We start from the raw sequence: 18,666 nt of genomic DNA, 5'->3' as shown, positions 1-18,666 counted from the left end.
GGGACATGAGTGGTCTTCGGGGGCCAGGTCACGACGAGTCCACGATCGGACTCCCTCAGCGCGGGCGGTCGCCCGCGTGTACCCGGATACACCAGAAGGCAGGGAACACATGAGGCAGGTCGCGAAGAAGGGCCTGATCACCGCTGTCGCCACGGGAGGCGTGCTCGCCGTCACCGGCGGCTGCGCCTACGCGGACGCGGGCGCGACCGGAGCCGCGGTCGGATCCCCCGGGGTCCTGTCCGGCAACACCGTCCAGGTGCCGGTCCACGTGCCGGTCAACGTCTGCGGCAACACCGTCAACGTGGTCGGCGCGCTCAACCCGGCGTTCGGCAACAAGTGCGCCAACGTCTCGGTCCACCACGGCCACGGCCACGGTGCCGGACACGCCACGGCGGGCTCCGGTGCGGTCGGCCACAGCGTCGGCTCCCCGGGCGTCGGCTCGGGCAACACCGCGCAGGTGCCGGTCCACGTGCCGGTGAACGCGTGCGGCAACTCCGTCGACGTGGTCGGCGCGCTGAACCCCACGTTCGGCAACAGTTGCGGCAACGTCTCGGTCACCCACGAGCACAAGCCCACTCCGCCGCACCACTGCCCGCCGCCGCGTCACGTCACGCCGCCGCAGCACCACCACGGCCACCAGCCGCCGGCCCACCACTGCCCGCCGCCGCACCACGTGACGCCGCCGCAGCACCACACGCCGCCGGCACCCCAGCACCACACCCCGCCGGCGCACCACGCGCCCGTCCCGTCGCAGCCGGTGCACTACACCCCGCCGCAGCACGTGACGACCCCGCCGGTGCTCGCGCACACGGGTGCCGACCAGGCCGGGACCGCTGGCGTCGCCGGTGCCGCGTTCCTGCTCGCCGGTGCCGCGCTGTACCGCAAGGGCCGCAGCGTCGCCGGTCGCTGAGCCGCGCGTAGCCGGCCGTACCCCGCCCGTGGGCGGGCGGAATTCGGAGGCCGTGGCGTTCAGGAGCAGGGCCGGGGCAGTCGCGACGAGCGCGGCGGCCCCGGCCCTGACCCTGTGCGCCACGGTCACCAGGTGGCGCGGACCTGACGGATGATCCGGCGCCGCAGCCGCACCTTGCGGCTCCCGTCCGGGTAGAGCCGCAGGCGCTCCAGCTCCCAGTGCCCGTACTCGGCGTGGTCGGTCAGCAGGCGCCGCGTGGCGTTACGGGAGACGCCCCTTGGGACGTACACGTCTTGAAACTCGTATTCCGGCATCGGATCCATTGTGCGGCCAACCGCCCTGTGCGGATAGCGTCTGCCTCATGTCTGATGCCGCGCAGCCAACCGTTGCCGAGGTACGTGCCGCCGCCGAGGCGGTCAAAGCAGCCATCGACCGTCATCTGGCCGCCATCGAGAACCGCACCGGCGACGACGACCCGGCCGTCTTCGCCGCGTTCGACGACCTCGCCACCGCGGCCGAGGCCTACGACGAGCTGCTCTACGACACCTACGACGAGGTCACCCCCTTCGAGATCCCGACGGACACGCTGCCCGCCTACTCCGGGCCCAGGGAGCCGAACGCGATCAGTCTGCTGATCCGGCGCGACTACGCCGTGACCGACCCGCAGCGGCTGCTCGCCCAGGCGGAACGCGTCAGCGGTCCGGCCGGCGCGGGTGGCGGCGGGGTGGGCGCCGGGATCGGCGTGCTGTTCGGCGAGTACGAGCCGGACGAGATCGCCGCGCGCCACAAGGAGTTCGGTCTGGAGGAGGGCGACTCCACGCTGTGGGTGTCGGCCGTGGAACCCGCGGAGCCGGGGGAGTGGCTGTCCGCGCCCTTCGACCAGGCCGACCCGGCCATGGTCATCTGCCGCTTCGACGTCAGCGCGGTCTTCGACGACGAGGGCGAGGAGGACTACGCAGCGGACGGCGCCACCGGAGCCGGAAGCGGCGGCGGGACCGCCGGCGCCACGACGGACGGCTGAGACCGGACCGCCCGCGGAGGCCCGCCACACCGGCGGGCCCCCGCGGCGCGGAGCGTCAGGCCTGCGGGACCGGCTCGGCGTCCGCCGTCTGCTCGCGCAGGACGGCCCGCAGCCGGGTCGTGCGCTCCTTCGCCGGAACCTCCCGTACCGCCCGCGCCAGGGCCTGGTCGACGCCCTGGACGACGGACAGATGACGCTGGGCGCGGCTGAACGCCGTGTAGACCCAGCCCCGGGTCAGCGACGACGCGGCGTCGCCCGGCAGCACCACGACCACCGCGGGCCAGCACGTACCGACCGCCTGATGGGCGGTGATCGCCCAGCCGTGCCGCAGCGCGGCGCGCACCCGCTCCGGCGGCACCACGACCGCCGTGCCCCCGCAGTCCAGGCGCAGGCCCTCGGCGTCACCGGAGACCACGGTGCCCGACACCGCCCGGCCGGGCCCCGGCGCGTACACCACCCGGTCCCCGGGGTCGAACCCGGCGAACCGGCCGGGGCCGGGATTCAGCCGTTCCTTGAGCGCCGCGTTGAGTGCCCGCGTGCCCGCGGGACCGCCGTGGCCGGGGGTGACGACCTGGGTCCGCTCCACCGGGACGCCGATGGCCCGGGGCACGGAATCGGCCATCAACTGCACGGTGCGGTGCACCGCCTCGGCCGGTTCGCGCACCGGTACGATCACGACCTCCTTGCCAGGCGCCTCCACCGGTTCCAGCTCGCCGATCGCGATGCCGGACACCAGATCACCGACCGGGCCCGGGTCCGGGGTGCGGGAGACGACCTGCGGGCACACCTTCGCCGCCAGCAGGTCGGCGAACGCGCGTCCTGGGCCCGCCGACCACAGCACCGCGGGATCGCCGCCGAGGACCAGCCGCGCGCCGTCCGGCACCGCCTCGACCAGCGTCGCCGCGCGTTCGACGTCCAGCTGCGGGGCGTCGAGCACGGCGAGCAGGTCGAGTTCGAGCGCGCCGTCGTGGCCGCGTCCGGGGCCCTCGGCGCCGGAGAGCAGGCCGTCGACGGTGACCGCGGCGCCCTCGGCCCCGGCGCCGAGCAGTTCGGCCAGTCGCCGCCTGCCGTCCTCGGTGTGCGCCGCCGCGAAGGCCCGCAGCCCGGCCGCCCGGGCCGCCGCGACGAGGGCGGCAGGCTCGGCGCGGGCCGCTTCGCCCCCGCTGTGGGTCACCAGGCCGCTCCCGGCGACGGCCCGGACCAGCGCGGCGGCCGACGGCGAGGGCGCGGCGGCCTCGATCGCGGCCCAGTCCGCCCGTACGCGCACGGCGACGGGGTCTGCTTCGGCGCCGTCGTCGTCCGCCGCGGCGTCATCCTCGGCCGCGTCCGTCCCGTCCTCGGTGCCCAACGGCCTTTCCGCGTCGGCCTGTTCGTCCGATTCGGTCTCGAACGTGTTCAGCAGTCGTACGAGGCCGTCCGCGAGGCTCTCCTCGGCCAGCGCGTACCGGTCGAGCGCCAGCAGCACGGTGACCGGTGCGTCCTCGTCGTCGGACGCGGGGCCACGTCCCTCGCCCTCCGGCTCGTCCTGGAAGACCATCACCTGGCCCTCCTCGACCGCCCTGCGCAACGCGTCCTCCGCGTCCGGCACCGACTGCCCGCGCAGCGCCTCCAGCAGCACGGACCACTCCAGCGCGGTGTGCCCGGCGTCCGCGGCGCGGTGCATCAGCCAGCCGGTGACGGCCCGGCCGCGCCGCTCGTCGCCGGGGCCGCAGGCGTCGCCGAGCAGCGCGCGGGCGAAGCCGTCCGCCTGGTCGGGGCGCACCCCCGCGAGGGAGAGCACCAGCCAGGGGTCCTCGGCGAGCAGCTCCCCGGCGCGCTCGCCGAGGGCCTCCACGGCGGGTTCGGCCAGTGTCTCCGGCGCACCGCCCCGCGCCAGCACCGCCCGCGCGGCGGCCGACGGCTCCTGCGGCAGCGGAGTGGAGGGCGCGGGCACGGCGGCGGGGGCCGCGGCGGGCGGCGGCGTCGCCGGGGCGGGCGCGGGTGCCTCGGCACGCGGCCGGGGCGGCGCCGACGCGGCGGGGGGCCCGTCGGCCGGTTCGCGTCGCTCGATGGCCTTCACGGCCGCCGCGAGCCGCGCGAGCTCGGGCGAGGCGCCCGACGCCCCCGCGCCGGCCCCGGCGGACTCCCGCCCGGTCGGCTCCGCCCGCTCGGGCGGCCGCTCCGCCGGTGTCCCGTCCGTCCCGTCCGTGCTCATCGCGCTTCCTCGCCTGCCTCACTCACAGCGTGCTCCAGCCGTCGTCCGGATACCGGTGCACGGGCGCCGACACGTCGTCCAGCGCCTGGTTGATCTCTTCCGGAAGCGTAAGGGCCTCCACTGACAACGCCTCGCCGAGCTGCCGCGCGTCGCGCGCGCCGAGCACCGGCGCGGTCACGCCGGGCCGGTCGCGCACCCACGCCAGCGCCACCTGGAGCGGGGAGACCGCGAGCCCGTCGGCGGCCGTCACCACCGCGTCGACGATGTGCCCGGCGGCGTCGTCCAGGTAGGGCGCGACGAACGGCGCGAGGTGTTCCGAGGCGCCCCGGGAGTCCTGCGGGATGCCGTCGCGGTACTTGGCCGTCAGCACCCCGCGCCCCAGCGGCGAGGAGGGCAGCAGGCCCACCCCCAGGTCGCGCGCGGCGGGCAGCACCTCGCGTTCCACGCCGCGTTGCAGCAGGGAGTACTCCATCTGTATCGAGGCCAGCGGGGTCCGGCCGATCCCGGCGAGCTGCCAGGTGGCGGCCTTGGCCAGCTGCCAGCCGGAGAAGTTCGACACCCCGGCGTAGCGGGCGCGTCCGGTGGAGACCGCGATGTCCAGCGCCTGGAGCGTCTCGTCCAGCGGCGTCCCGGCGTCGAAGGCGTGCACCTGCCACAGGTCCACGTGGTCGGTGCCCAGCCGCCGCAACGAGGCGTCCAGCGCGGACAGCAGATGGCCGCGCGAGCAGTCGAAGCGCCGGTCGGGGTGCGGGACGCTGCCCGCCTTGGTGGCGATCACCAGGTCGGAGCGCGGCACGAGGTTCTCCAGGAGCCGCCCCAGCAGGTACTCGGCGCCGCCGTCCGCGTACACATCAGCGGTGTCGACCAGGCTGCCGCCCGCTTCCCAGAAGGTCTTCAGCTGGTCCGCGGCGTCGCGTTCGCCGGTGTCCCGGCCCCACGTCAAAGTGCCCAACCCCAGTCGCGAGACGCGCAACCCCGTACGGCCGAGATGCCTTTGCTCCATGCCCGGTGACATTACTGGCCAACGGCCCGCCGTGGCGCGGTGTGGCACACCTGACAGGCGTGGAAGACGCCGGACCGCGCTACAGTCCGGAAGGACGACGACGTTACTGTTCAGTAGGGAGACCGTTATGCGGCTCGGCATCAACCTCGGCTACTGGGGTGCCGGAATGGACGCGGACAACCTCGCGGTCGCGCGCGAGGCGGACCGGCTCGGCTACGCGGTCTGCTGGGCCGCCGAGGCCTACGGCTCCGACGCGGCGACCGTGCTGTCGTGGGTCGCGGCCCAGACCGAGCGCATCGACGTCGGCTCGGCGATCTTCCAGATCCCGGCGCGCACCCCGGCGATGACCGCGATGACCGCGGCCACGCTGGACACCCTCTCCGGCGGCCGGTTCCGGCTGGGCCTCGGCGTCTCCGGCCCGCAGGTGTCCGAGGGCTGGTACGGCGTGAAGTTCGACAAGCCGCTGGCGCGCACCCGCGAGTACGTGGAGATCGTCCGCAAGGCGATGTCCCGCGAGCGCCTGTCGCACGAGGGCGAGCACTGGACGCTGCCGCTGCCCGGCGGCCCTGGCAAGCCGCTGAAGCTGACGGTGCACCCGGTGCGCGAGTACATCCCGCTGTACATCGCCGCCATCGGTCCGAAGAACCTGGAGCAGACCGGCGAGATCGCCGACGGCGCGCTGCTGATCTTCCCCTCCGCCGAGCACCTGGAGGAGACCGCCATCGCCCCGGTCCGCGCGGGCCGCGAGAAGGCGGGCAAGACCATGGACGGCTTCGACGTCTGCCCGACGCTGCCGATCGCGCTCGGCGACGACGTGGACGCGCTGGCCGACCTCTTCCGCCCGTACACCGCGCTGTACGTCGGCGGCATGGGCAGCCGCAAGCAGAACTTCTACAACCGGCTCGCCCAGCGCATGGGATACGAGAAGGAGGCCGCCGAGATCCAGGACAAGTACCTGGCGGGCGACAAGGACGGCGCCGCCGCGGCCGTGCCGCGCGACCTGATCGACTCCACCTGCCTGCTCGGCGGCGTGGAGCGCATCGCCGACCGCATGCGCGCCTACGCCGAGGCGGGCGTCACCACGCTGACCCTGACCCCGGCGGGCTTCACCCTGGACGAGCGGCTGGCCGCCCTGCGCGCCGGCGTCGAGGCCGCGGAGCACGCCGGCCTGGCGTGACCCGCGCGCCGGGGGCCGGCCCCCGCTGAACGCCCCGCCCGGCGGCCGACGTCCGACGTCCGCCGCCGGGCCCGCGATTGACGGCACGTCAGTGCGGGCCCGGCGTCACGCCTGTCAGTGCGGCCCGGGGCGTACGCCCGTCAGTGCGGCCCGGGCGTCACAGCTGTCAGTGCGGTACGAGCCGTCCCAGCAGGCGGCCGAAGTCGATCAGACGGGCTATCTGCCCCGGGCCGCCGTCCTCCAGCGACTTGCTGAAGCGGAACGCCTCGGGGCGCAGCCGGGCCGAGGCGACCGGGGAGTCCGGATCGGTCTGCACGGCGCTCAACTCGTGCGGCGTGGCGGTCGCGAGGACCAGGTAGACCCCGCGGTCCACCCGGGCGCCGCGCTCGTCGCGCCCCACCAGCGTGCGCATCCCCACGTGGCCGATCGCGCCCAGCGGCAGCACCTGGATCGAGGAGTCCAGCACCGTGCCCCCGGGTGCCGCCTCGTCGGCCAGCTCCTCGCTGTGCCACAGGATGAGCCGGCGGCCGTCGCACACCGCCGCCTCCTGCCACACCGACGCGCCCGCCTCCGTCAGGTCCACCACCCGCTCCAGGGTGAAGCCGCGCACCTTGCGGCGGCCCAGCACCCCGCCGACCGCCTCCAACGCGACGTCCGCGTGCAGGAAGTAGGCCCGGGCGGCGTCCTCGAGACGGGGGTACGACGACCAGTCGGACCCGGCAGGTCCCAGACGTCCCGTCCCCGGACGACTCCTGGCCGCCTTGCTGAACATGTCCACCTGCTTCGCGATCCCGTCCCCTGGTGTCCCACTGCCCTTTGGCACCTTACCCAGCCATACCGACCGGCACGGGGGGAGAACTGCGGTGAAAGGGCGGGAACCGGCGACGGACGGCAGCGACGGGCACATCGGGACGGCCCGGACACGACGGCGGGCGGCACCGGGGCGGGCGCGCGTCGCACCACGTCGTGACGTTTCTGCGGCCGTGGTGGGGGCTCGGGGGGTCTTCCCCGCCACGGCCGACACCCCTTCAACGCCGCGGCGGCCGAAGGGTTACGCGTTCGATACGGGCTCGTGGGCGACGGGCCGCGAACGGCGGCGGACGGCCGCTACAGCCAGTCGCGCTTGCGGAAGAACCGGTAGAGCACCGCGCACACCGCGAGCATGGCGACCAGCACCGCCGGATAGCCGTAGCGGGTGTGCAGCTCCGGCATGTGGTCGAAGTTCATGCCGTACACGCCGGCGATGAGCGTCGGCACCGCCGCGATCGCCGCCCACGCGGAGATCTTGCGCATGTCGTCGTTCTGCCGCACGCCCACCTGCGTCAGATGGGCGCCGAGTATGTCGGTCAGCAGCCGGTCGAGGCCCTCCACCTGCTCGGTGACGCGGGTGAGGTGGTCGCTGACGTCGCGGAAGAACGGCCTGCTGCGCGGGCTGACGTACGGCACGCCCGCCTCCGCGAGCCGCCGCATGGGCTCGACCAGCGGCTGCGTCGCCCGGCGGAACTCCAGCACCTGCCGCTTGAAGCCGTAGACCCGGCCCGCGGTGTTCTTCGCGTCGGCGCCGTCCGGCGCGAAGACCTCCTCCTCCAGCTGGTCGAGGTCCACCTGCAACTCGGCGGCCACGTCGATGTAGTGGTCCACGGTGGCGTCGCTGACCGCGTACAGCACCGCGCAGGGGCCGTGCGCCAGCACCTTCGGGGCCTCCTCCAGGCGCCTGCGCACCTCCGCCAGCGCCTGCCCCTCGCCGTGCCGCACCGTCACCACGAACGAGTCGCCGACGAAGACCATCAGCTCCTCCGTGGAGACGCTGGAGGTCGCGTCGTCGTACGTGCACGGCTTGAGCACCAGGAACAGCGAGTCGTCGTAGACCTCCAGCTTGGGCCGCTGGTGCGCGCTGAGGGCGTCCTCCACCGCCAGCGGGTGCAGCCCGAACTCCCCGGACACCAGGGAGAACTCCTCCGGTGTGGGCTCGTGCAGTCCGATCCACAGGAACGCGTCGCCGTCCCTGCGGGCCTCGGCGAGGGCGTCGGAGAAGTCGGCGGGACCCGGGGTACGGTGCCCGCCCTTGTAGATGGCGCAGTCCACGATCACGCCGGACATTGTGCCCGCCGCCTTCGGGGAAGTCCTAGCCGCGCCGTACGCTCGTGACCATGCCCACTGTCATCCTGGTCCGGCACGGCCGGTCCACCGCCAACGCGGACGGGGTGCTCGCCGGCTGGAGCCCGGGTGTCGCCCTGGACGAGCACGGCGCCGCCCAGGCCGCCGCCCTGGCCGGACGCCTCGCCGGGCTGCCGGTCTCCGCCGTCGTCAGCAGCCCGCTGCAGCGCTGCCGGGAGACCCTGGCCCCGCTGCTGGCCGCCCGCCCCGAGCTGCCCTCGTACACCGACGACCGGCTGGGGGAGTGCCGCTACGGCGACTGGACCGGCCGCAAGCTCGCCGAGCTGGCGGACGAGCCGCTGTGGCAGACCGTCCAGCGCCACCCCTCCGCGGCCGTCTTCCCCGGCGAGGACGGCGAGTCGGTGCGCGCCATGCAGCACCGCGCGGTGGAGGCGATACGCGACTGGAACGAGCGGATCGAGCGTGAGCACGGGCCCGACGCGGTCTACCTGGCCTGCTCGCACGGCGACATCATCAAGTCGGTCGCCGCCGACGCGCTCGGGATGCACCTGGACCTCTTCCAGCGGCTGTCCGTCGAGCCCTGCTCGGTGACCGCCATCCGCTACACCCCGATGCGCCCGTACCTGGTGCGGCTGGGCGACACCGGCGAGTTCGGCGGCCTGGTGCCCCGCCCGGCGCAGGGCGCGGACCACGACGCGGTGGTCGGCGGAGCCACGGGCGCACCGTGATCCCCGAGCGCAGTAGGGTGGTGCAACGGATTCCACGCGACCCCATGCGCGGCCGTACGCACTGAGTACAAACCGTCCAGTCGAGCAAACGGAGCGAACGTGCCCCGTCAGGTGTTCTTCTACGAGCAGCCGGACCGGTTCGTGGCCGGCACGGTCGGGCAGCCCGGTCAGCGCACCTTCTTCCTGCAGGCCACCGCCGCCGGTCGCACCACCAGCGTGGCGCTGGAGAAGAGCCAGGTGGAGGCGCTCGCCGAACGGGTCGACGAACTCCTCGACGAGGTGGTGCGCCGCAGCGGCGGCAGCACCTCGGTGCCCGCGGTGGCCCCCTCGGAGCTCGCCGACGCCGCGCCGCTCGACACCCCCGTCGAGGAGGAGTTCCGGGTCGGCACCATGGCGCTGGCCTGGGACACCACGGCCGAGCGGATGATCCTCGAGGCACAGGCCCTGGTCGAACTGGACACCGACGAGATGTCGTCCGACGATCTGGAGGCGGCCGAGGAGATGCTGCTCCAGGACGAGGAGAACGGCCCCCCGATGCTGCGCGTGCGGCTCACCGGCCCGCAGGCCAGGTCGTTCGCCAAGCGGGCGCTGGAGGTGGTCTCGGCAGGCCGTCCGCCCTGCCCGCTGTGCAGCCTGCCCCTGGACCCGGAAGGACACGTATGCCCGCGTCAGAACGGGTACCGCAGGGCGGGCTGACGCCCACCGCGACGCCGTCGCACGCGGCCCCCGTGGCGTCCCCGGACGGCGCCGCCGACGTCGATCTGCTCACCCGCGGCGAGCTGACGGTGCGCGGCAGGCTGCGCGAGGCGTCCAACGCCGTCCTGTACTGCGTGGTCGCCCTCGACGGCCGTGAGGCCACCTGCGTCTACAAGCCGGTCGCCGGCGAGCGGCCGCTGTGGGACTTCCCCGACGGCACCCTGGCCGCCCGCGAGGTCGCCGCCTACCTGGTCTCCGAGGCCACCGGATGGGACCTGGTGCCGCCGACCGTGCTGCGCGACGGGCCGTACGGCGAGGGCATGTGCCAGCTGTGGATCGAGGCCGACCCCGACACCGCCCTGCTGGCCCTCGTGGAGGACGACGAGCCGGGCGCGGGCTGGAAGGCCGTGGTCGAGGCGGAGGTCGCCGAGGGCCACACCGCGCTGCTGGTGCACGCCGACGACGAGCGGCTGCGGCGGCTGGCGGTGCTGGACGCCGTGATCAACAACGCCGACCGCAAGGGCGGCCACCTGCTGCCGACCGCCGACGGCAGGCTCTACGGCATCGACCACGGGGTGACCTTCCACACCGAGGACAAGCTGCGCACGCTGCTGTGGGGCTGGGCGGGCGATCCGCTGACCGAGGAGGCGCGGACCGCGCTGCGGGACCTGAGCGCCGCGCTGGACGGCGATCTGGGCGCCCGGCTGGCCGGACTGCTCACCCCCGCCGAGACCGACGCCCTGCGGGCCAGGATGGCCGCCCTGCTGGCCTCCGGACGCCATCCCGAGCCCGGTGGCGGCTGGCCCGCCATCCCGTGGCCCCCGGTGTGACCCGGGCCGTGCCCCGCGCCCGTATGCACGTCGGGACGGGTTCCGGCAAGAGCGCCCAACCGGCCAACCCGAGCCGTCCCGGGTCGTAGCGGGAACGTTCGTCCGGTTAGGCTCGGGGCATGCATGCCTGGCCCGCTTCGGAGGTCCCCGCCCTGCCGGGCAGGGGACACGAACTCCGCCTCCACGACACCGCGACCGGCGGTACGGTCACCCTGGACCCCGGTCCCGTCGCCCGCATCTACGTATGCGGCATCACCCCCTACGACGCCACCCACATGGGGCACGCGGCCACCTACACCGCGTTCGACCTGGTGCAGCGCGTGTGGCTCGACACGAAGCGGCAGGTCCACTACGTACAGAACGTCACCGACGTGGACGACCCGCTGCTGGAGCGCGCCGTCGCCACCGGTGTCGACTGGACCGAGCTGGCGGAACGTGAAACCGCCCTGTTCCGCGAGGACATGACGGCCCTGCGGTTGCTGCCGCCGCGTCACTACATCGGCGCGGTCGAGGCGATACCCGGGATCGTCCCCCTGGTGGAGCGGCTGCGCGAGCAGGGCGCCGCCTACGAACTCGACGGCGACATCTACTTCTCCGTCGATTCCGACCCGCATTTCGGCGGTGTCTCGGGGCTCGACGCCGCGACCATGCGCCACCTGTCCGCCGAGCGCGGCGGCGACCCGGACCGCCCGGGCAAGAAGAACCCGCTGGACCCCATGCTGTGGATGGCCGCCCGCGACGGCGAGCCCAGCTGGGACGGCGGCTCGCTGGGCCCCGGCAGGCCCGGCTGGCACATCGAGTGCGTCGCCATCGCGCTGGACCACCTCGGGATGGGCTTCGACGTCCAGGGCGGCGGCTCCGACCTGGCCTTCCCGCACCACGAGATGGGCGCCTCGCACGCGCAGGTGCTCACCGGCGAGTTCCCGATGGCCAAGGCGTACGTGCACGCCGGCATGGTCGGTCTCGACGGCGAGAAGATGTCGAAGTCCAAGGGCAACCTGGTCTTCGTCTCACGCCTGCGGCAGGACGGCGTCGACCCGGCAGCCATACGCCTCGCCCTGCTGTCCCGTCACTACCGCACCGACTGGGACTGGACCGACGCGGTGCTGGACGAGGCGGTCGCCCGGCTCGGCCGCTGGCGCGCCGCCGTCTCCCGGCCGGACGGCCCGGCGGCCGAGGCGCTGGTGGAGCAGGTCCGCGCGGCGCTCGCCGACGACCTGAACGCGCCGGCCGCGCTCGCCGCTGTCGACGCGTGGGTGGCGCGGCAGGACGCCGAGGGCGGCACGGACACGGGCGCGCCCGGTCTGGTCTCGCGGGCGGTGGACGCGCTGCTGGGCGTCGCGCTGTAGCACTACGCGCTCCGCGTACACGCACGAGGGCGGTCCCGGCCGGTGATGGCCGGGACCGCCCTCGTTCATGCGTCGGTGCGTCAGTCCTCGCCGGGACCGTCCGCCGCGTCACCGGAGCCGGAGCCGGAGTCGTCGGCGTCGGAGCCAGAGCCGGAGGAGCCGCCGGGGGCGGATTCGTCCTGGCCGCCGCCCTCACGCCCGCCTCCCTCGCGCCCGTCCCCTTCGCGGTCGCCCTCGGCCCGGTCGTCGCGCTCGCCCTCGTCGCGGTCCTCGCGGTCCTCCCGGTCCCGGGGGAGCGGGCCGCCCTGGCCGGTGGTGCCGCGCCGGAACGGGCCGGGGCCGCCCAGGTCGCCGGTCTCGGTGGCGTGCGAGGTGCCCTGGCCGCCGGGCTGGCCGTCGCGGCGGCGCAGATAGCGCTCGAACTCCCGGGCGATGGCCTCGCCCGACGCCTCCGGGAGCTCCGCGGTGTCCCGTGCCTCCTCCAGCGTCTGCACGTACTCCGCCACCTCGCTGTCCTCGGCGGCGAGTTGGTCCACGCCCAGCTGCCAGGCGCGGGCGTCCTCGGGGAGTTCACCGGTGGGCACCCGCAGGTCGATCAGGTCCTCCAGCCGGTTGAGCAGTGCCAGCGTCGCCTTGGGGTTGGGCGGCTGCGACACGTAGTGCGGCACCGCGGCCCACAGGCTGACGGTGGGGATGCCCGCGTGCGTGCAGGCCTCCTGGAGGATGCCGACGATGCCGGTGGGGCCCTCGTAGCGCGACTCCTCCAGGCTGAGGGTGCGGGCGAGGTCCGGGTCGGAGGTGACGCCGGTGACCGGGACCGGCCGGGTGTGCGGGGTGTCGCCGAGCAGCGCGCCCAGGACCACCACCATCTCGACGCCCAACTCGTGGGCGAAGCCCAGCAGTTCGTTGCAGAACGACCGCCAGCGCATGCTGGGCTCTATGCCCCGGACCAGGACCAGGTCGCGCGGGGAGGGGCCGGGGACACGGACCACGGACAGCCGGGTGGTGGGCCAGGTGATCTTCCGGGTCCCGTTGTCCAGCCATACCGTGGGCCGGTTGACCTGGAAGTCGTAGTAGTCCTCGGCGTCGAGCGCCGCGAAGACCTCTCCCTTCCACTCCCGGTCCAGGTGGGCGACCGCGCTGGACGCGGCGTCCCCGGCGTCGTTCCAGCCTTCGAACGCGGCCACCATGACCGGGTCGATCAGCTCGGGTACCCCCGAGAGCTCGATCACCCAGTGCCTCCTTCCGTCCTCGGCGGAGCGTCCGCCGCGAACCGCTGCGCCGCCCACGGCACGGGCGGCGACGACTTCAGTGCGCCACCAGCCTACGGCTTTCGCCGCGCGAGTCCGCAGACCCGGGGCGGGACCCGGTCGTCCCCGCGGACGCGAACGACCGGGCGGCGGGAGGTCCCCGTGCCCGGCCGTCCCGCGCGGAACGCGGCCTGTCCGTCAGTCGCGCTCGGCCAGCAGCTTGCCCACCCGGTCGCGCACCTCGTCGGTGTCCAGACCGCGGACGGTCAGCGTGGTGCGGCGGCGCAGCACGTCGTCGACCGTCTCGGCCCACTCGTGGTCGCGGGCGTAGACGACCTGCGCCCAGATCTCCGGGCCGTCCGGGTGGACGCGCTCGCCCAGGGCCGGGTCCTCGTTCACCAGCCGGGCGATGTCGAACGACAACGCGCCGTAGTGCGTGGCGAGATGACGGGCCGTCAGCGGGTCGATGCGGGTGCCCGGGTCGCGGTCCACCAGCAGCCGGTGGGCGACCGCGTTGGGGTTGGCGACGCCCGGCAGCGGCACCCGGCGCACCAGGTCGCCGATCGGCTGCATGTCCTCGCCCAGCGGATGACCGGGCAGCTCGGCGAGCTTGCGCATCACCGTGCGGCCGATGTGCCGGTAGGTGGTCCACTTGCCGCCGGCCACCGACAGCATCCCGCCGCGGCCCTCGGTCACCACCGTCTCGCGCTTGGCCTGCGCCACGTCACCGGGGCCGCCGGGCAACACCCGCAGGCCCGCGAAGGCGTAGGTCATCAAGGACCGGTCCAGGTCGGCGTCCCGGATGGAGAACGCCGCCTCGTCCAGGATCTGCTGGATGTCGGACTCGGTGGCCCGCACGTCCGCCGGGTCGCCCTCGTACATCTCGTCGGTGGTGCCCAGCAGCAGCTGGTCCTCCCACGGCAGGGCGAAGGTGATGCGGTACTTGTCGATCGGGGTGGCCATGGCGGCCTTCCATGGCGACTTGCGCTTCATCACGATGTGCGCGCCCTTGGACAGGCGGATCGACGGGTCGGCGCCGCTGTCCTCCAGCTTGCGCAGGTGGTCGACCCAGGGGCCGGTGGCGTTGAGCACCACGCGCGCGTTGACGCCGAACTCGGTGCCGTCGACGCGGTCCTTCAGCTCCGCGCCGCTGACCCGGCCGCGGGTGAAGCGCAGCCCGGTCACCTCGGCGTGGTTGAGCACCACGGCACCGGACTCCACGGCCGCGCGGACCGTCATGACGGCCACCCGCGAGTCGTTCATCTGGTGGTCGTAGTAGACCGCGACGGCCTTGAGGTTGTCGGTGCGCAGACCAGGGTTGGCGGCCTGCGCCTTCGCCGGGGATATCACCTTGCCGACGCCGTCGCCGAAGGCGGACAGCGCCGAGTAGGCGAAGACACCGGCGCCCAGCTTGGCGGCGCCGACCGGGCCGCCCTTGTAGACCGGCAGGTAGAACGTGAGCGGGTTGACCAGGTGCGGGGCCACGTCCTTGGCCAGCACCCGCCGCTCGTGGTGGTTCTCCGCGACCAGCTTGACCGCGCCGGTCTGCAGGTAGCGCAGACCGCCGTGGACCAGCTTGGAGGACGCGGACGAGGTGGCGCCGGCGAAGTCGCCGGCGTCCACCATCGCGACCCGCAGCCCGGCCTGGGCCGCGTGCCAGGCCACCGAGGTGCCCAGGATGCCTCCGCCGATCACGAGCAGGTCGTACGTGGCGTGGCTCAGGAGATCCCGGGTCTCGCTGCGGCTTGCGTTGCGACCGGCGGCCGGATGCGTCCCGAGGGCCGGGACGCTCTGCAGGGTGGTCATATCTCTACTCAGTGCTCCTCTTCGATCCAGCCCATGGTCCGCTCGACGGCCTTGAGCCAGTTCTTGTACTCGCGGTCACGGTCGGCCGCGTCCATACGGGGGGTCCATTCGGCCGCGCGGCGCCAGTTGGCGCGCAGCTCGTCGGTGTCCTGCCAGAAGCCGACCGCGAGCCCGGCCGCGTAGGCGGCGCCCAGACAGGTCGTCTCGGCCACCATCGGCCGCACCACCGGCGCGTCCAGCGCGTCGGCGATGGTCTGCATCAGCAGGTTGTTGCTGGTCATGCCGCCGTCGACCTTGAGGGAGGTCAGCTCCACACCGGAGTCCTTGTTCATCGCGTCGACGATCTCCCGGGTCTGCCAGGCGGTCGCCTCCAGCACGGCGCGGGCGATGTGCGCCTTGGTGACGTAACGGGTCAGGCCCGCGATGACACCGCGCGCGTCGGAACGCCAGTAGGGCGCGAACAGCCCGGAGAAGGCCGGCACGAAGTAGGCGCCGCCGTTGTCCTCGACCGACATCGCCAGCGTCTCGATCTCGGCGGCCGACTTGATCAGGCCCATCTGGTCGCGCATCCACTGCACCAGCGAACCGGTGACCGCGATGGAGCCCTCCAGCGCGTAGACCGGCTTCTGGTCGCCGATGCGGTAACCGACCGTGGTCAGCAGGCCGTTGTAGCTGTTGACCGGCTCGTCACCGGTGTTGAGCAGCAGGAACGTGCCGGTGCCGTACGTCGACTTGGCCTCGCCCTTGCTGAAGCAGGTCTGCCCGAACAGCGCGGCCTGCTGGTCGCCCAGCGCGGACGCCACCGGCACGCCCTCCAGCGCGCCCTTGGCGGTGCCGTACACCTCGGCGGACGAGCGGATCTCGGGCAGCACGGCCGCCGGGATCTCCATGGAGGACAGGATCTTGTCGTCCCAGTCCAGGGTGCGCAGGTTCATCAGCAGGGTGCGCGAGGCGTTGGTGACGTCGGTGACGTGCACACCGCCCTGGGCGCCGCCGGTCAGGTTCCAGATGACCCAGCTGTCCATGGTGCCGAAGAGGATCTCGCCGGCCTCGGCGCGTTCGCGCAGGCCCTCGACGTTGTCGAGCATCCAGCGGATCTTCGGGCCCGCGAAGTACGACGCCAGCGGCAGGCCGGTCTCACGGCGGAAGCGGTCCTGGCCGACGTTGCGGCCCAGCTCCTTGCACAGGCCGTCGGTGCGGGTGTCCTGCCAGACGATGGCGTTGTGCACCGGCTCACCGGTCGCCTTGTCCCACAGCACGGTGGTCTCGCGCTGGTTGGTGATGCCCAGTGCCTTGACGTCGGCGGTGGTGATCCCGGCCTTGTCCAGCGCGCCGGCCACGACCTCCTGGACGTTGGTCCAGATCTCGGCGGCGTCGTGCTCGACCCAGCCGGGCTTGGGGAAGATCTGCTCGTGCTCCTTCTGGTCGACGGCGACGATGCGGCCGTCGCGGTCGAAGACGATGCAGCGCGAGGACGTGGTGCCCTGGTCGATGGCCGCGATGAACGGACCCGTGCCGTGCGAGGAGGCGGCGGCTTCGGTGGTGTCGGTCACTGGTGCTCCTGAAGTCTGGTGAGGGTGCGGCGGTCGGTCTCGTACGGATGCGGCATCAGGCGAACGCGAGCTGGTAGATACCGCCCGCGACGGCGCCGCCGATCAGCGGACCCACCACCGGTATCCACGCGTAGCCCCAGTCGGAGCCGCCCTTGTTGGGCAGCGGCAGCAGGGCGTGGACGATGCGCGGGCCGAGGTCGCGCGCGGGGTTGATGGCGTAGCCGGTCGGGCCGCCCAGCGACAGGCCGATGCCGACCACCAGCAGTGCCACCAGCAGGATGCCGAGGCCGTTGAGGGCCAGGCCCTTCGTCATGCCCATCGTCAGGATGAAGAGCACCAGCACGGTGGTCCCGATGATCTCGGTGGCCAGGTTCTGGACGACGTTGCGGATCTCCGGACCGGTGGAGAAGATCCCCAGCACCGGGCCGCCGGGCTGGCCGGAGCGGTCCTCCTCCTGGGTGACCGGGCCCGCCGGGTCGGCCTGGGTGCCGCCGACGATCTCCGGGTCGGTCATGTGCGCGGCGAACTGCCCGTAGTAGGCGAGCCACACCAGGGTGGCGCCGATGATCGCGCCCAGGATCTGCCCGCCGAGGTAGACCGGCACCTGGTTCCACTGGCCGGTCTTGATGGCCACGCCGATGGTCACCGCCGGGTTCAGCTGTCCGCCGGACAGGCCGTTGGAGATGTAGGCGCCGGCCAGGACGGCGAAGCCCCACCCGAAGGTGATCGCCACCCATCCGGCGTCCTTGGCCTTGGAATGCTTGAGCGTGACGGCGGCGCACACGCCACCACCGAGAAGAATCAGAACGGCGGTACCGATGAGTTCGCCGACGAAGACGTGACCGTTGGACAAAGCGGGCTCCTTACGTTCTCATGCCCATCCGATGAGCAAGGTGGCGGACCCCGGGTCCCGTCCGGTGTTCGACAATGTCGACCGCCGAACGGAAGTTTTACTCTCGGTATGGATGGCGTCAAGGGGCGCGGAGACCGCTCCCGGCGAAGAGCCCAAACAGTTATCAACGGTCCTCACGGACATCCCGTACGACCTGCGCAGACCGTGCCTCACTGGAAGCGCCCCCCGCCCAGGTCGCGGGAGACCGACCGGGCGCAGTCGCGCACCGCGGCCACCAGCCGCGCCCGCACCTCGCCGTTCTCGCACATCCGCTCCACCGCGCCGGTGATCCCCACCGCGCCCACCGGCATCCGCCGCCGGTCGTGGATGGGCGCCGCGACCGAGGCCACCCCGTCCCAGGTCTCCTCCAGGTCCACCGCCCAGCCCCGGGCGCGGGTCAGGTCGAGCACTGCTTCGAAGTCCGGCACGGCCGTCAGCGTGCGCGGGGTGAACTCCTCCCGCGCGCCCTCCAGCGCCTCGGAGTGCGCGACCGGGTCGTACGCGGCCAGCACCTTGCCCAGCGCCGTGCAGTGCAGCGGCTGCATCGCGCCGATCTCCAGCACCTGGCGGCTGTCGTCGGGCCGGAAGACGTGGTGCACGATCAGCACCCCCTGCTGGTGCAGCACCCCCAGGTAGACGCTCTCCCCGCTGGAGCGGGCCAGGTCGTCGGTCCACACCAGGGCGCGGGCGCGCAGCTCGTGGACGTCCAGGTAGCTGTTGCCCAGGCGCAGCAGTTCGGCGCCCAGCTGGTAGCGGCCGGAGGCGGTGTCCTGCTCCACGAAGCCCTCCTGCTGGAGGGTGCGCAGGATGCCGTGGGCGGTCCCCTTGGCCAGGCCGAGCGTGGACGCGATGTCGGTCAGCCCCAGCCGTCGTTCGCCCCCGGCGAGCAGCCGCAGGATCGCGGCCGCGCGCTCGACCGACTGGATGCTTCCTGCCATGGGGCCAACCTCCGTGTGCCGCCGTCGTCCTCGACCCGCCCGCAGTGTCCGGGCAGAGCCACTTGCGGTCGGCAATGCTGAACAGCATCGGGCGATGCCGAACACCATCGTAGGCAAAAGTCTGCCAACCGTGTCCCGGACCGCACCCGCCACCCTCCGGATCCGGCCACCGCGTCAGCCACTCGGCGCGTCCCATCCCTC

At 73.4% G+C, this 18,666-nt stretch carries 17 protein-coding genes; 7 read left to right on the top strand and 10 right to left on the bottom strand.

Annotation, left to right across the window (positions count from 1 at the left end):
- The first annotated feature begins 109 nt into the window (after positions 1–109).
- Positions 110–910, top strand: coding sequence for a chaplin (locus K7472_RS06240; RefSeq protein WP_222974844.1), 801 nt, complete (start codon positions 110–112; stop codon positions 908–910).
- Between the two features lie 125 nt (positions 911–1,035).
- Here the strand turns inward: K7472_RS06240 and K7472_RS06235 are convergent, their stop codons facing one another.
- Positions 1,036–1,224 (bottom strand): DUF5703 family protein, encoded by a 189-nt coding sequence (locus K7472_RS06235; RefSeq protein ID WP_109454407.1) that lies wholly within the window; start codon positions 1,222–1,224, stop codon positions 1,036–1,038.
- A gap of 47 nt (positions 1,225–1,271) precedes the next feature.
- Here K7472_RS06235 and K7472_RS06230 point away from each other — a divergent pair, with 47 nt between their 5' ends.
- On the top strand, positions 1,272–1,931 hold the full coding sequence (locus K7472_RS06230) for a hypothetical protein (protein WP_252395150.1): 660 nt from the start codon (positions 1,272–1,274) through the stop codon (positions 1,929–1,931).
- Between the two features lie 55 nt (positions 1,932–1,986).
- On the opposite strand, the gene K7472_RS06225 is transcribed toward K7472_RS06230, so the two are convergent.
- Entirely contained in the window at positions 1,987–4,125 is a 2,139-nt protein-coding gene (locus K7472_RS06225) for an ATP-binding domain-containing protein (protein WP_222974842.1), read from the bottom strand.
- A gap of 22 nt (positions 4,126–4,147) precedes the next feature.
- Entirely contained in the window at positions 4,148–5,128 is a 981-nt protein-coding gene (locus K7472_RS06220) for an aldo/keto reductase (RefSeq protein WP_222974840.1), read from the bottom strand.
- A 127-nt stretch (positions 5,129–5,255) separates the two neighbouring features.
- Between K7472_RS06220 and K7472_RS06215 the strand changes: the two genes are divergently transcribed.
- Positions 5,256–6,305: an LLM class F420-dependent oxidoreductase gene (locus K7472_RS06215; protein WP_222974839.1), complete on the top strand. Its 1,050-nt coding sequence runs from the start codon at positions 5,256–5,258 to the stop codon at positions 6,303–6,305.
- A 166-nt stretch (positions 6,306–6,471) separates the two neighbouring features.
- Here the strand turns inward: K7472_RS06215 and K7472_RS33165 are convergent, their stop codons facing one another.
- Both K7472_RS33165 and corA read right to left on the bottom strand, forming a co-directional pair.
- Complete coding sequence (locus K7472_RS33165) at positions 6,472–7,077, bottom strand: hypothetical protein (RefSeq protein WP_222974837.1); 606 nt, start codon at positions 7,075–7,077, stop codon at positions 6,472–6,474.
- A 335-nt stretch (positions 7,078–7,412) separates the two neighbouring features.
- Positions 7,413–8,405, bottom strand: a complete 993-nt coding sequence (gene corA, locus K7472_RS06205) for a magnesium/cobalt transporter CorA (RefSeq protein WP_222974835.1) — start codon at positions 8,403–8,405, stop codon at positions 7,413–7,415.
- 50 nt (positions 8,406–8,455) lie between these two features.
- Here corA and K7472_RS06200 point away from each other — a divergent pair, with 50 nt between their 5' ends.
- The 4 genes from K7472_RS06200 (at position 8,456) to mshC (ending at position 12,026) form a co-directional block, all read left to right on the top strand.
- On the top strand, positions 8,456–9,151 hold the full coding sequence (locus K7472_RS06200; protein WP_222974833.1) for a histidine phosphatase family protein: 696 nt from the start codon (positions 8,456–8,458) through the stop codon (positions 9,149–9,151).
- A gap of 99 nt (positions 9,152–9,250) precedes the next feature.
- On the top strand, positions 9,251–9,847 hold the full coding sequence (locus K7472_RS06195) for a DUF3090 domain-containing protein (protein ID WP_222974831.1): 597 nt from the start codon (positions 9,251–9,253) through the stop codon (positions 9,845–9,847).
- The gene (locus K7472_RS06190) at positions 9,811–10,677 is read left to right on the top strand and encodes an SCO1664 family protein (protein WP_222974829.1); all 867 of its coding nucleotides are present in this window, start codon (positions 9,811–9,813) and stop codon (positions 10,675–10,677) included. The genes K7472_RS06195 and K7472_RS06190 overlap by 37 nt, the downstream gene beginning before the upstream one ends.
- 119 nt (positions 10,678–10,796) lie before the next feature.
- Positions 10,797–12,026: a cysteine--1-D-myo-inosityl 2-amino-2-deoxy-alpha-D-glucopyranoside ligase gene (gene mshC, locus K7472_RS06185; RefSeq protein ID WP_222974827.1), complete on the top strand. Its 1,230-nt coding sequence runs from the start codon at positions 10,797–10,799 to the stop codon at positions 12,024–12,026.
- A gap of 80 nt (positions 12,027–12,106) precedes the next feature.
- Here the strand turns inward: mshC and K7472_RS06180 are convergent, their stop codons facing one another.
- From K7472_RS06180 to K7472_RS06160, 5 genes are all read right to left on the bottom strand, one after another.
- Positions 12,107–13,258, bottom strand: a complete 1,152-nt coding sequence (locus tag K7472_RS06180; RefSeq protein WP_222974825.1) for a PAC2 family protein — start codon at positions 13,256–13,258, stop codon at positions 12,107–12,109.
- A 216-nt stretch (positions 13,259–13,474) separates the two neighbouring features.
- Entirely contained in the window at positions 13,475–15,082 is a 1,608-nt protein-coding gene (locus K7472_RS06175; protein WP_222974823.1) for a glycerol-3-phosphate dehydrogenase/oxidase, read from the bottom strand.
- Positions 15,083–15,090: 8 nt separating this feature from the next.
- The gene (gene glpK, locus K7472_RS06170) at positions 15,091–16,635 is read right to left on the bottom strand and encodes a glycerol kinase GlpK (RefSeq protein WP_222974821.1); all 1,545 of its coding nucleotides are present in this window, start codon (positions 16,633–16,635) and stop codon (positions 15,091–15,093) included.
- 55 nt (positions 16,636–16,690) lie between these two features.
- Positions 16,691–17,488 carry an MIP/aquaporin family protein gene (locus K7472_RS06165; protein WP_222974819.1) on the bottom strand — a complete coding sequence of 266 codons (798 nt, stop codon included), beginning with the start codon at positions 17,486–17,488 and terminating at the stop codon, positions 16,691–16,693.
- A gap of 209 nt (positions 17,489–17,697) precedes the next feature.
- Positions 17,698–18,465, bottom strand: a complete 768-nt coding sequence (locus K7472_RS06160; RefSeq protein ID WP_222974817.1) for an IclR family transcriptional regulator — start codon at positions 18,463–18,465, stop codon at positions 17,698–17,700.
- Positions 18,466–18,666 lie beyond the last annotated feature (201 nt).

Source organism: Streptantibioticus parmotrematis (assembly GCF_019890615.1).
GTDB classification, from domain to species: domain Bacteria; phylum Actinomycetota; class Actinomycetes; order Streptomycetales; family Streptomycetaceae; genus Streptantibioticus_D; species Streptantibioticus_D parmotrematis.
Note: the sequence above shows the minus strand (reverse complement) of the source record. Positions and strands in the feature narration are given on the sequence as shown.